General features: G+C 74.2%; 9 protein-coding genes. 3 read left to right on the forward strand and 6 right to left on the reverse strand.

Going from position 1 to position 13,700, the window contains the following annotated elements:
- Positions 1 to 33: 33 nt before the first annotated feature.
- Positions 34 to 1,575: a D-alanyl-D-alanine carboxypeptidase/D-alanyl-D-alanine endopeptidase gene (gene dacB, locus O7608_RS01770; protein WP_421361394.1), complete on the reverse strand. Its 1,542-nt coding sequence runs from the start codon at positions 1,573 to 1,575 to the stop codon at positions 34 to 36.
- An 872-nt stretch (positions 1,576 to 2,447) separates the two neighbouring features.
- Between dacB and O7608_RS01775 the strand changes: the two genes are divergently transcribed.
- On the forward strand, positions 2,448 to 2,954 hold the full coding sequence (locus tag O7608_RS01775; RefSeq protein WP_282225122.1) for an inorganic diphosphatase: 507 nt from the start codon (positions 2,448 to 2,450) through the stop codon (positions 2,952 to 2,954).
- A 43-nt stretch (positions 2,955 to 2,997) separates the two neighbouring features.
- Here the strand turns inward: O7608_RS01775 and eccD are convergent, their stop codons facing one another.
- Positions 2,998 to 4,416 carry a type VII secretion integral membrane protein EccD gene (gene eccD, locus O7608_RS01780; protein WP_289208334.1) on the reverse strand — a complete coding sequence of 473 codons (1,419 nt, stop codon included), beginning with the start codon at positions 4,414 to 4,416 and terminating at the stop codon, positions 2,998 to 3,000.
- 126 nt (positions 4,417 to 4,542) lie between these two features.
- On the opposite strand from eccD, the gene eccCa reads away from it, so the two are divergent.
- Together eccCa and mycP are read left to right on the forward strand one after the other, a co-directional pair.
- Positions 4,543 to 8,775: a type VII secretion protein EccCa gene (gene eccCa, locus O7608_RS01785; RefSeq protein WP_289208335.1), complete on the forward strand. Its 4,233-nt coding sequence runs from the start codon at positions 4,543 to 4,545 to the stop codon at positions 8,773 to 8,775.
- Positions 8,776 to 8,817: 42 nt separating this feature from the next.
- A complete protein-coding gene (mycP, locus tag O7608_RS01790; RefSeq protein WP_502959165.1) occupies positions 8,818 to 10,302 on the forward strand; it encodes a type VII secretion-associated serine protease mycosin in 1,485 nt (494 codons plus the stop codon).
- Here the strand turns inward: mycP and O7608_RS01795 are convergent.
- The 4 genes from O7608_RS01795 to nth form a co-directional block, all read right to left on the reverse strand.
- Entirely contained in the window at positions 10,223 to 11,401 is a 1,179-nt protein-coding gene (locus O7608_RS01795) for a MarP family serine protease (protein WP_289208336.1), read from the reverse strand. The genes mycP and O7608_RS01795 overlap by 80 nt on opposite strands.
- 61 nt (positions 11,402 to 11,462) lie before the next feature.
- Positions 11,463 to 12,215: an NUDIX hydrolase gene (locus tag O7608_RS01800; protein ID WP_353850485.1), complete on the reverse strand. Its 753-nt coding sequence runs from the start codon at positions 12,213 to 12,215 to the stop codon at positions 11,463 to 11,465.
- A complete protein-coding gene (locus O7608_RS01805; protein WP_289208337.1) occupies positions 12,212 to 12,883 on the reverse strand; it encodes a TlpA family protein disulfide reductase in 672 nt (223 codons plus the stop codon). The genes O7608_RS01800 and O7608_RS01805 overlap by 4 nt, the downstream gene beginning before the upstream one ends.
- Entirely contained in the window at positions 12,880 to 13,689 is an 810-nt protein-coding gene (nth, locus tag O7608_RS01810; protein ID WP_289208338.1) for an endonuclease III, read from the reverse strand. Before nth ends, O7608_RS01805 begins: the two co-directional genes overlap by 4 nt.
- Positions 13,690 to 13,700: the final 11 nt, after the last annotated feature.

Here is a 13,700-nt window from a genome sequence, read left to right on the forward strand (position 1 = left end):
TACCGCTCGTCGACCCTGTTGATCATGTCCTGATCAGCGGCAACCGCAGCCCGCCAGGGTCGCCGCGATCCGGTCCAGCGCCTCCTGGGCCTGGTCGATGTAGAGCGGCACCGCGTCGGCCAGCACCGCGAACGCCAACAACCGGCCATCGGCGGTCGTGACCGTCCCCGCCAGTGAGTTCACCCCGGACAACGAGCCGGTCTTGGCCCGCACCACGCCGGCGCCGGCCCGCTGCGGCGCGGCCGTCGCCCGGTACCGGCCCTGCAGCGTTCCGGACCACGCGGCGACCGGCAGTCCGGCGAATATCCCGGCCAGCTCGGGACGGCTGCCGCTGCCCGCCAGCACCGTCAACTCGGTCAGCAGGCGGGGCGACATGCGGTTGGTCCGCGACAGGCCGCTGCCGTCGAACAGCTCGCTCTGTTCGGCCGGCAGGCCGAGATCAGCCAGTACGGCGTCCATCGCGGCCGCCGCGCCCGCGTACGACGCGGGTTCGCCCCGGGCGATGGCGACCTGTCGGGCCAGCGCCTCCGCCACGACGTTGTCGCTGTCGGCCAGCATGGTCTCCACCAGGCTGATCATCGGCGGCGACTCGACCCGGGCGAGTTCGGTGCCGGGACGCACCGCCGGGTCGCCGGTGCCGGCGGTCTGCGAGGGCGCGCCGGTGCCGGCGGTCTGCGTGGTCGCGTCGGTGCCGGTCCCCGCCGCCGAGGTGGCCGGGGCGCCCGCGACCGCCCCGGTGCTGCCCGTCGGCTGCCCGGTCGATCCGGCGAGCTGCTCGGCGTAGCCCGCAGGTGCGCTGGTCACCGCCTCCGCCGGCAGGCCCAGGGCCCGGGCGAAGGCCCGGCCGGCCGCCAGATCCGGTGCCGACGAGCGGGGTGCCCACCCCTTGCCTGCCTTCGGGTCGGTCCGGCCGCCGTCGACCATCAACGCGGTGATCGCCGCGGCGTACCCGCCGGTGGGGATGTCGTCGTCCCAGCCGGACCCGAACGCCGGACCGGAGAACAGCGACGCGTCGATGACGACCCTGGCGACCGGGGTCGCCCCGAGCGCCGTACGGGTGGCGGCCGCCAGCTCGTCGAGTCGCGCCGCCGTCGGGTAGAACCCGGTCCCGTCGATCGCCAGGGTCGGGTCACCGCCACCGACCAGCACGACCTCACCGGGAGCCGACCCCGCGACCACCCGGGTGGCGATCCGGTGGGTCGGGCCGACCGTGGCCAGCACGGTCGCCGCAGTGACCAGTTTCGTGGTCGACGCCGGCATGGTCATCATGTCCGGCTGCTGGCTGAACAGCACCGACCCGGTCGCCATGTCCTGGACGGAGACATGCACCCGACCGCCGAGTCCGGACGAGGCGAGTGCCGCGGTGAGCTCCGTCGCCAGCGCCGTCTGGTCCGGCACCGGTGCGTCCGCCGCCATCGCGGCCAGCACCGGCCCGGGCGTCGGATCGCCTGACGGGCTGGGGGTGGGATCGGGTTGGGCACCGAACCAGCCGGCCACCGGCCCCGGTCGCAGCACGGCGACCGACGTACCACTCACCAGCAGGAAGGCACCGACGATCGCGGCGGCCAGCAACATGGCCCGCCGGCGACCGACCCCAGCGCCGGTCGGCTCGGGCCCGGCTGCAGGCTGCTCGGGTACGGCCACAGGCTGCTCGGGTACGGCCACAGGCTGCTCGGACTCGACCGCAGCACGCTCGGGTACGGCCACAGGCTGCTCCGGCGCGGCCACCGACGGCGATGCGGACTCGGCCGCAAGCACGGACTCAGACGGAGGCGCTGCTGCTGGCGGCTGCGGCGCTGACGCGGTGGCGCGCACCGGTACGACGGCCTGACCACGATGCGGCCGGGGCGGGGTGTTCGACGGTACGACGGCCCGCCCGGTCACCGGCCGCCGCGCCGGCTCGGGCTCAGCGACCGGCTCGGGCCCGACAACCGGCTCGGACTCAGCGACCGGCTCAGGTACGACGACCGGCTCAGGTACGACGACCGGCTCGGGCCCGACGACCGGCTCAGGTACGACCGCGCCGGGCTCAGCAACCGGCTCCGGCGTGACTGTCGACTCCGACTCCGGCTCGCGCTCGGGTTCCGGTACGGGCTCGGGTACGGCTGCGGTCACCTCGTCGGCGGTGACCACGGCCGGCGAGGCCGGCGCGTCGGCCGGACCGTCCTCGGGCGGATCACCACCAGCCAGATTGTCACTCTCCGCATCGACCACCTTGCCCTGCGGCGAGATGTCGGGCTCCCGGCCCGACGGGTCGGCCTCACCGGCGGTCTTACCCGAGTGTGAATCTTCCCTCCCCACCGGCCCCACCTCCCATACGACGAACCGACTAGGCGACACTACTTGTGTTCACAAAGCGAGCGGGAGCCAACGGTCGGGCGGGGCAACGCCCGAGCGGCGTACCGCTCTATTTCCGTAGCCAGCGCGGGCGACGAGGGAGCGTGATGATGGATTTCGACGTGACGGTTGAGATCCCCAAGGGTCACCGGAACAAATATGAGGTCGATCATGCGACCGGCCGGATCCGGCTGGACCGTACGTTGTTCACCTCGACGCAGTACCCGGCAGACTACGGTTTCATCGAGGGAACCCTTGGGCAGGACGACGATCCACTGGACGCACTGGTACTCGTACCGGAACCCACCTTCCCAGGATGCCTCATCCGATGCCGGGCGATCGGCATGTTCCGGATGAAAGACGAAAAAGGCGCCGACGACAAGGTCCTCTGCGTGCCGTACGAGGACCCGCGCCAGGAGCACCTGCGCGACATCCACCACCTCGGCGAGTTCGACCGGCTGGAGATCCAGCACTTCTTCGTGGTCTACAAGGACCTCGAGCCGGGCAAGTCGGTCGAAGGTGCGACCTGGGTCGGGCGGGTCGAGGCCGAGGCCGAGATCCAGGCGTCGTTCCGGCGGCGTGAGGCCGCCCTGGAACGCGGCGAGGCAGCCCACTGACCGGCTGAACCCAGCCCCCCCCCGGGTGGGCTGCCGGCCACGCTCAGCCGAGCAGGCCGGTGGCCCACCGGTACAGGCCCAGCACCGCACCGGCGACCGGGATCAACGACACCACCGCCAGCGTGTCCAGCACGTCCGCCGCCCGACCGAGGTACGGCGACGGGGCCCGGGTGGCGTACCGGCCGCCGGCCGCCGCCGTGGTCAGCGCGAGTACGGCCGCGAGCGCGACGAAAACGGTCGCCGGCAACGGCAGGTACGCCGGGAGACCGACGAACACCAGCAGCACCCCTGCCGTGAGCCCCGCTGCCTGCAACGGCACCCGCTGACGGGCGACGACGAACATCCGGCCGCGCAGCGGCAACGCCACCGCCGCCGTCCCGAGCAGAACCAGACCGGCCACGCCGCCGCGCCACACCAGGACGGCGCTCGCGACGGCGGCCAGGACGGCGGACCCGACCAGCATCCCGGTGAGCACCTGTTCGGCGCGGACCACGCCATGTGCCACCGCGTCCGCGTCCGGAGCGGACCTGTCGGCGGTGGTCGCCCCGGGTGTGGTCGCCCCGGCTGCGGTCGCGTCACTCGGGCCGGTCGCCGGGCTGGTCACCGGCAGCCGCCCGATCCGGACCGCGAGTCGGGGCAGCAGACCGGTTCCGCAGCCGACGAGGGCCAGCGTCAGAGCGGCCGCACCGGCCGCTCCCGCGCCAGCGAGCGCCACCGCCGCTGCCAGGCTGCCGAGCAGACCGACGGTGGTCGCGGCGGCGAAGATCGACCGGCCGGTGGTCACGCCGAGTGCGATCAGCGGCGCGGCCACCAGCATCGCCAGGTGAGCGGCGAGTACCGCCCCGGCGCTCGGCCAACCGTGCGGGTCGGTGCCGACCGGTCCGCCGTCCCCGGCGAGCAGCAGGCCGGCGGCGAAGGCGTACGGCAGAGCGCCCGCGCCCAGCGTCAGGCCCGCCACCGGATTGCGCCACACCCGGTCGGCGAGCACCCCGGCGACCGCCACCGCCACGGTGACGGCCACCGCCAGCTCCGCCAGGTCGGGACCGTTGGAGCGGACCAGCAGCAGCCAGCCGCCGGCGAGCCAGGCAGCCGCCGCCGCGCCGGCGTAGCGCCGGGTGGTCTGCCCGGACCACGGCGTGCGCCGGCGGCGGGAGGTCGCCGCGACCAGGTCCGCCAGGTCGTCGTGTTCCGGCTCCGGCCAGAAGGTGTCGCCGGGCACCAGGTGCAGCACCTCGCCGTCGCGTACCCCCTGCTGCGGCAGTGGCCGAGTGGCGCTGACCGGCGTACCGTCCGTGCGGCACAGCAGCCAACCGCCGTGCCGCTCGCCCTCGTCGGCCAGCCCGTCGCCGGCGCGACGCAGCACCTCCGGCAGCCATTCGGCGACCGGCACGTGGGCCGGCAGCGCCAGGTCCAGCCGACGTCGCGGCCCGCAGACGGTGATCTTCGCCAGACGTACGCTCACGGCACCTCCGTTACGCACAGCTGCACTGGCCGAACAGACCGGAGCACTGTATCCACTTTCGATACACTGGGGAACACCACGGTGTGTCCGTTGCGGACGACGCAGCGTGCCGTGTTAGCTGAGTCGATGTCCGGTACCGTCCTCGACCGACCGGCCCGCCAGCCGGCACCCGACGTCACCGGTGGCGAGATCCGCATCGCCGCGCCACCGTCGTTGCCGACCGAACCCACCGGGGTCGCCGGCCGATGGCAGCAGGCGTTCATGCTGCTGCCGGCGCTCGGCGGCTCGGTCGCGGCGGCGATGGCCCTCGGCCAGGGCGGCGGCGCCTACCCGTACCTGATGGGCGCGGTGTTCGCGGTCTCCGCGCTGGCGATGCTGGCCACCTCGTGGCAGGCCGGCGGCGGTGCGGCCACCGCGTCCGAGATGGACGTCGCCCGCCGGCGGTACCTGCGCTACCTGGCCGAGCTACGCCGACAGGTGCGCCAGACAGCGGTACGGCAACGGGCAGCGCTGTGCTACCGCCACCCGGATCCGCACACGCTGTGGTCGACGGCGGCCAGCAGCCGGGTGTGGGAGCGCCGGGCGGGCGACGACGACTTCGGCGTGGTCCGGGTCGGGGTGGGCCCGCAACGCCTCGCCACCGCGCTCGTCGCCCCGACCGGCCAGGCACCCGAGGACGTCGAGCCGCTCACCGCCGCCGCCGTACGACGGTTCGTCGACACCTACGCCGTGGTGCCGGACCTGCCGGCGACGGTCGCGCTGCCCGCGTGGTCCCGGATCGTCGTCACCACGACCGGAAACCGGTCGGCACCACACGTGAGCGGCGAGAGCCCGGCGTGGGACGGCGGTACGCGGCCGGAGCGGGACGGCGGTACGCGGCCGGAGCGGGACGGCGGTACGCGGCCGGCGGCGGTGGTACGGGCCATGCTGGCCCAGCTCGCCGTCTTCCACCCGCCGGACGAGCTACGGATCGCCGTCTGCGCCGCACCGCAGCGTCGACCCGCCTGGGAGTGGACGAAGTGGCTGCCGCACGTCTGGCATCCGCAGCGGCACGACGCCGCCGGTGCGCTGCGGCTCGTCGCCACCGACGTCGCCGAGTTGGCGCCGCTGGTGGCCCCGCTGGTGGCGGCGCCGCCGAGCGGGGCCGGGCCGGCCACCGGCACCGGCGCGCACCTGGTGGTCGTCCTCGACGGCGTCACCGGCGACCTGCCGACCCTGCGTCGCGACAGCGGTGGTACGGCCCGGCTCACCGTGATCGAGGTGGACCCCACGCCGGCGACGCTCGACCCGGCCACGCTGGAGCTGGCGATCGGACCGGACGGCCGGTTCACCGACCAGCGCAGCGGGCCCACCGCTGCCGACGGGGTCCGGACGGGACTGCCGGCGACGGCGACGGCGGACCAGCTCAGCACCGTCGAGGCGGAGGCGCTCGCCCGGCAGTTGACGCCGCTGCGGCTGGCGGCCGGTGACCGTACGACGCCGGGGTCGGCCGCTGAGGCCGACCTGATCCGGCTGCTCGGACTCGACGCCGCGCCCGCCGCACGGTGGTGGACGGCGGACGGGCCGGTACGCGGCCCGGCGGCCGGCCGGCAGCTACGGGTACCGATCGGCGTCGACGCCGACGGCCGGCCGGTCGAACTCGACCTGAAGGAGTCGGCGGCGCAGGGCATGGGTCCGCACGGGATGGTCGTCGGCGCCACCGGCTCCGGCAAGTCCGAGCTGTTGCGGACCCTCGTGCTCGGGTTGGCGTTGAGCCACCCGCCGGAGGAGCTGAACGTCGTCCTCGTCGATTTCAAGGGCGGTGCCACGTTCGCGGCCCTGGACCGGTTGCCGCACACCGCCGCCGTCATCACCAACCTCGCCCGGGAGCTGCCGCTGGTCGACCGGATGGCGGACTCGTTGACCGGTGAGGTGGTGCGCCGGCAGGACCTGCTGCGCCGGGCCGGCAACCTGGCCAGCCGTCAGGAGTACCTGCGGGCCCGGCAGAACGACCCGGCGTTGCCGCCGCTGCCGGCGCTGCTGATCGTCTGTGACGAGTTCACCGAGCTGCTCACCGCCAAGCCGGACTTCATCGAGGTCTTCGGTCAGATCGGACGCCTCGGTCGGTCACTCGGCATCCACCTGCTCCTCGCCTCGCAGCGGGTGGACGAGGGCCGGCTGCGTGGGCTGGACACCCACCTGTCGTACCGGATCGGGCTGCGCACCTTCTCCGCGCTGGAGTCCCGGGCGATTCTCGGCGTACCGGACGCCTACCACCTGCCCCGGGATCCGGGACACGGTTTCCTGGCCTACGGCACCGAACCGCCGGTGCGGTTCCGGGCCGCGTACGTGTCCGGACCGTACCGCCGGCCGAGGCCGCGACCGGCCGGCGGACGCCGCCGTGCGCCCCGGCTGTACGACTACCGGACGGCGGTGGTGCCAGCGGTCGCGCCGGAGCCGGTCGTCGCGCCGCCGGTCACCGGGCCGAGCCTGTTGGACGTCACCGTCGACCGGCTCGCCCGGTACGGCCCCACCGCCCACCAGGTGTGGCTGCCGCCGTTGGACACCTCCCCACGCCTGGACGACCTGCTCGGGCCGGTCCGTCCGGTGCCCGGTCGGGGTCTGCAGGTGGCGGACCCCGCCGTCGCGGGCCGGCTGCGGGTGCCGGTCGCGCTGGTCGACAAGCCGGCCGCACAGCGGCGCGACCCGCTGTGGCTGTCGTTGGACGCCGCCGCCGGGCACCTCGCCGTGGTGGGCGCGCCGCAGGCCGGCAAGTCGCACCTGCTCCGTACGGTGGTCTGCGCGCTGGCGCTGACCCACACCCCGGACGAGGTTCAGCTGTACTGCCTCGATTTCGGTGGCGGGACCCTGGCCGGACTTCGCGAGCTGCCGCACGTCGGAGCGGTGGCCGGCCGCGCCGACACAGCCACGGTCCGCCGTACGGTGGCCGAGGTCGCCGACCTGCTCGCCGTCCGGGAGCGGCGGTTCGCCGCGCTCGGGGTGGACTCGATGGCGGCGTACCGCCGTCGCCGGGCCGCCGTCGGGGTCCGCGCCGCCGTTGGTGTTGATGCGGCGGACGGCCCGGCCGACGACCTCGACCGGTACGGCGACGTGTTCCTGGTCGTCGACGGCTGGCCGACGCTGCGCGGCGAGTACGACGACCTGGAGCAGCCGATCACCGACCTGGCCACCCGGGGCCTGTCGTACGGCGTACACCTGGTCGCGTCGGCCCCCCGGTGGACCGATTTCCGGCCGGCGCTGCGGGACCTGTTCGGGTCGCGGTTGGAGCTGCGGCTGGGCGATCCGGTCGAATCGATGGTGTCCCGCCGCTCGGCCGGCAACGTGCCGGCGCAGCCGGGCCGGGGGTTGTCCGTCGACGGTTTCCACTTCCGCACCGCTCTCGCCGAGGTGGGCGAGACCGCTCTCGCCGGGGTGGCCGAGCCGGGTGCGAATGCGAACGCGGGTACGGACGCGGGTACGGACGCGGGTGCCGGCACCGCCGGACTGGTCGCCGCGATCGCCCGGCACTGGCCGGGACGGGGCGCGCCGCCGGTGCGGCTCCTGCCGGACCTGGTGCCGTACGCCGAGTTCTCCCGGGTCGCGGGGGTGGCCGGGGACGGTGCGGACGGGCTGCGGCTGGCGATCGGCCTGGCCGAGGCGGACCTGCGACCGGCGGCGGTCGACTTCGCGGCCGACCCGCACCTGGTGGTCTTCGGCGAAGCGGAGTCCGGCAAGTCGGCCTTTCTCCGTGCACTCGCCACATCCATCGTCGACCGGTTCGTTCCCGAACAGGCCAGGTTGATCATCGTCGACTACCGACGCAGTCTGCTCGGCGCGGTCACCTCGCCCCACCTCATCGGGTACGGCAGCACTCCGTCGCACACGGCGGACCTGATCGCGTCGGCCGCGAGCTATCTGCGGGACCGACTGCCCGGGCCGGAGGTGACCGCCGGCCAACTGGCCGCCCGGTCCTGGTGGTCGGGTCCGGAGCTGTTCGTCCTGGTCGACGATCACGACCTGGTCGACAACGGCGGTCCTGATCCGCTGCTGCCGTTGGTGGAACACCTGGCCCAGGCCCGCGACGTCGGGCTGCACCTGGTGCTGGCGCGGCGCAGCGGTGGGGCGGCGCGGGCCCTGTACCGGCCGGTCCAGCAGCGACTACGGGAGTTGTCCAGCGCCGGTCTGGTCCTGCGCGGCGACCCGGACGAGGGCCCGCTGGTCGGCCCGGTCCGCCCCACACCGCTGCCGCCGGGCCGTGGGTGGCTGGTGACCCGTCGGGAGCCGACCCGGCTGATCCAGCTGGCCTATCTGCCGCCGCCGGTGCCCGACGGTCACATCAGTCTCCCCAAGAGCACATCTGGCGGTGGAGAATCACGGTAACCTCCGTGCAGCAAGTGTCTGTTGGGGTGAGAAGGCCAGATTGTGACGTCGTTGCCGCGCCAACCGCGCCGCGCCGTCCGACGCCTCGTCGGGACGGTGCCTGCCGTCCGACGCCTCGTCGCGCCGGTGCCTGTCGTCCGTGTCGTCGCGGCGGTGCTCGTCGTGCTGGTCACCGTCACTCCGGTGGCCACCTCCCGGACCGCCCCGGTCGCCGGCCGTGGCGCCGGCCCGTTGTCGGCCGGGGTCGCCGCAGCGGCCGTCGCCACGCCGCCGACCGCGTTGCCGGTGCGGTACGACGCGATCCGCGACGAACAGTGGCAGTTGCGGGAGCTGTCGGCGCCCACCGCCTGGCAGCATTCCACCGGCACCGGCGTCACGGTCGCCGTGATCGACTCCGGGGTCGACGCGGAGCACGTCGATCTCGTCGGTCAGGTGCTACCCGGGATGGACTTCGTGGCCGACGGTGACGGCCGGTCCGACCCGGTCGGGCACGGCACCACCGTCGCGGGGCTGATCGCGGGGCGCGGGGACGACGACAGTGGGGTGCTCGGGCTCGCCCCCGGTGCCCGGATTCTGCCGGTGCGGGTGCTGGACGAGGAGAACCGCTACGACGACGCGATGATCGTCGCCAAGGCGGTCCGGTGGGCGGTCGACAACGGCGCCCAGGTGATCAACCTGTCGCTGGGCGGCAGCGGCGACAGCCCGGCACTGGCGGCGGCGCTCGACTACGCGTTCGCCAGCGACGTCGTGGTCGTCGCCTGCACCGGCAACGTCTCCGCCACCGGCACCACCGAGGTGTGGTACCCGGCACGGGAGCCGGGCGTGATCGCGGTGGCCGGGCTCGAACGTGAGGGCGAGGCATTGTGGGCCGGGTCGATCACCGGCGCGCAGACGGTGCTGACGGCACCGGCCACCGGGTTGGTCGGTGCCCGGCCGGGCGGCTACTGGCGGGTCCAGGGCACCAGTTTCGCCGCGCCGCTGGTCGCCGCGACCGCCGCGTTGATCCGGGCGCGCTGGCCGGAGATGTCGGCGGCGACGGTGGTGACCCGGCTCATCGAGACGGCGCGGGACCTCGGTGCCGCAGGTCGGGACGACCGGTACGGCTTCGGCGTGGTCGATCCGGTCGCCGCGCTGACCGAGGGCGTGGAGACCGTGGCACACAACCCGCTCGACGACAACGAGACACCGGGCATCGTCGGGTTCGGCCCGGCACCCGGGCTGGAGTCCGCCACCGCGGCGGTGGCCGGCGCCGCGACCCGGCTGAGCGGGCCGGGTGACGATCAGGGTGCCGGCTGGTCGATCGGTCCGGTCGGCGCGGACCCGGACGACGGCGGTCAGGGGCTGCTCAGCGGCGGCCTGCTGGTCCTGGTCACGGTCGGCATCGGGGCGTGGCTGGCCCGTCGGATGCACCTGGTGTCCGTGACCGCCACGACTCCCCGTGTGGAGGTCACGCGCACTCGCCGGTGGCGGTCTGACGGGTGCTCCGTACTCCCAGCGCCGCCGAAACCGACGCCTCCTCGGCGGTGACCGCGAAGCCGGTGTTCGGATCGTCGGCCGCCGCCGCGAAGATCACCCCGAGCACGAGGCCGTTCGCCGCGACCAGCGGTCCGCCCGAGTTGCCGGAGCGGACCAGCGCCCGGATCGTGTAGACGTCCCGGTTGACGTCGCCTTCGTTGTAGATGTTGGGGCCGGTGATCGGGCCGACGTCGCGCACCCGGGCGGACTGCGCGTCGTAGGGACCGTCCAGTGGGAAGCCCAGCACGATCGCGTCCGCGCCGGTCGGGGCCGGTCGGTCGGCGAACGGCAGCACCGGGGCCGGCAGGTTCGGTACGTAGATGACGGCCAGGTCCAGGTCCGGGTCGTAGACGACCACCCGCCCGTTGTGCTGTTCACCCAGTACCTCGACCGCCACGGTCTGCGTACCGGCCACCACGTGCGCGTTGGTCATCACCCGGTCCTCGGCGTACACGAACCCGGATCCCTCGATGCGGCGGGAGCAGCGGGGCGCGGATCCGAGCACCTTCACCACGGAGCGTTCGGCGTTGGCGACCACCGCCGAGCCGGCCAGGGCGGGGTCCGGGGCGGGCACCTCCCGTACCCGGGTCGGGGTGAGGCCGCCGAAGACGTCGGGGAAGCCACGGGTGTCGACGGTGTCCCGCAGGGCGGTGGAGAGGGCCTGCGCCTGCGGGGGCATCACCCGGTCGATGCCGTTGAGCAGCGCGCTGTTGCGGACCGCGCCGGCGAGTCCGGGCATCGCCGAGGAGCCCAGCGGCACCGCGACCAGCCAGGCGACCAGCAGGACCGCGACCAGGGAGACCGCCGCCCCGCCGATGTCGTCGGCCCGGCGGCCCGCCGGGCTGGTGATCGCGTGCCGCAGCCGGGAGCCGGCCCAGCCGGCCAGGGCCTGCCCCAGTACGGCGAGGCCGAAGACCGCGACCAGCGAGACCACCACCCGGGCCGCGTTGTCGACGAACTGCTGCGCCAGCAGCGGGCCGAGTTGCAACCCGATCAACGCGCCGCCGAGGAACCCAGCGAACGACAGGATCCCGATGACGAATCCCTGGCGGTAGCCACTGACCGCGAAGACCAACATGAGCAGCAGAAGTACGACATCGACGGCGGACACCCGTCAAGACTACGGGGGCACGTCAGGTGGTCGGACCGGTAGCCGTCCGTGGCGGCCGCCGTCAGGACCGCTGCGGCGCCGACCCGTCCACAGTTGGCGGTACGTCGCCGAGCCGTTCACCCACCGTGTCGACCAGCCCGACGCCGGCGGGCGGGGTGGCCGGTAGGTCGATCACCCGGTCGGTCGGCCACGGGCTGGCCCAGCCACCCATGTCGAGCAGCGCCGACAGCACGCCGGCGGTGAACCCCCAGACCAGCATGCCGCGCACCTGGAAGGCCGGGCCGATCCAGCCGCTGGGGTGGCGTACCTGCAGTCGGTTGTCGGGGTCGACCAGCTCGGCGACGGGCAGTCGGGTGACGTGGGCCACTTCGGCGGGCTGGCAGGGGTGCACCGGGTGCGGACGGTGCCACCAGGCGAGCACCGGGGTGACGACGAATCCGCTGACCGGAATCCACAGCCGGGGCAGTTGGGCCACCACGGTGACGCTGTCGGGGTCGAGCCCGACCTCCTCCTGCGCCTCCCGCAGCGCGGTCGCGGGGGCGTCGGCGTCGCCGGGTTCGGCACCGCCGCCCGGGAACGCCGACTCCCCCGCGTGGTTGCGCATGGTGGCGGCCCGCTGCAGCAGCAGCACGTCGGGTTCGCCCGGTCGGCCCTCGCCGAGCAGCACCAGCACCGCGCTGGGCCGGCCGCCGCGCTCCGGCGTGGCGAGCCGGCTGAAATCGGTGGTACGGGCGGCGTGCAGCCGGTTCAGCAGCGGCTGCCACCAGGGCGGTAGCGGACCGACCGGCGCGGTTGGTCCGGCTGGCCCGGTCACCGGGCCACCGGCAGCCCGAGCTCGCGCTGCACCAGTTCGGCGAGGGTGGCGTCGTCGACGGTGCCCTCGTAGGTGTGTCGGATGGTGCCACGGTCGTCCACGAACAGGGTCAACGGCAGGCCGACGCGCTCCACGCCGAGCAGCAACGCCCGGTCCCGGTCGACCAGGCTCGGGAAGCTCAGCCCGAGGTCCTCGGCGATCGCGACGGCCCGGTCCCGGTCGTCCCAGGTGTTGACGCCGACCAGGTGCAGCTGACCGTCGGTACGGTCGGCGAGGCGCTGCAGCGCCGGCAGTTCGTCGCGGCACGGTTCGCACCAGGAGGCCCAGAAGTTGATCACCGCAGGGCCGCGGATCGCGTCGACCGCGACCGGGGTGCCGTCGGCGAAGCAGGCCAGCTCGATCGCGGGCAGCGACGTGCCGGTCGGCGTGGCGTCCGGCGACACGCCGTCGGTTGGCGGTGCGGCGGCGTCCGGCGGGGCGGTGGAGGCCGGCGGTGCGGTGGTCAGGCCCGCGCAGTCGGCGAACGGCACCGCGCCGGCCTCGGTGGTCGACCCGCCGCCGGCGCCACCGCCGCAACCGGCCAGCATTAGCAGCGGTACGGCGACCGCCAGCAGCCGCCGCCAGCCCGGCATGACGCCGGTCGACGCGGCAGGGGCCTGCACGGTCATGGTGCCTCCGCCGCCACGGCGGCCGCCGGCACGAGCTCGGCGCTGATCCCGGCCGCCTCGGCGAGCTCCCCGGCACGGGGCCCCTTGAGCAGGGTGACCGCGTCGGCCGGCGCGGTCGGGCCGGTGCCGTACGCGGGGCAGAGCGGGGCGAGCGTACAGGCGCCGCAGGCTGGTTTGCGGGCGTGGCAGACCCGCCGGCCGTGGAAGATCACCCGGTGGGAGAGCATGGTCCAGTCGCGGCGCTCGATCAGCGCCCCGACCGCGTGTTCGATCTTGACCGGGTCGGTCTCCTCGGTCCACCGCCAGCGTCGGACCAGTCGTTGAAAGTGGGTGTCGACGGTGATGCCGGGCACGTCGAAGGCGTTGCCGAGGATCACGTTGGCGGTCTTACGGCCGATGCCGGGCAACGCCACCAGCTGCGGCAGGGTGCCCGGGACCGCGCCACCGTACTGGTCGGACAGGGCCTGGCCGAGCCGGATCAGCGAGTCGGTCTTGTTCCGGAAGAACCCGGTCGGGCGGATCAGCTCCTCCAGCTCGGCCCGGTCCGCACCGGCGTAGTCGGCTGCCGTCGGGTAGCGGGCGAACAACCGTGGGGTGACCTCGTTGACCCGCTTGTCGGTGCACTGCGCGGACAGGATGGTCGCGACCGCGAGTTGCAGCGGCCCGTCGTGGTCGAGCTCGCAGTGCGCGTCCGGGTGGGTCCGGGCCAGCACTTTCGCCATCCGCCGGGCCCGGCGTTTGCGGCCCAGGTCGGTCTCCGGGTGGTCAGCCCGGATTCTCGTGGCGCGGGGGGCCGAGGTGGTCACGCCGGCCAGCC

The sequence above is a fragment of the Solwaraspora sp. WMMA2056 genome, from assembly GCF_030345095.1.
Lineage (GTDB): Bacteria > Actinomycetota > Actinomycetes > Mycobacteriales > Micromonosporaceae > Micromonospora_E.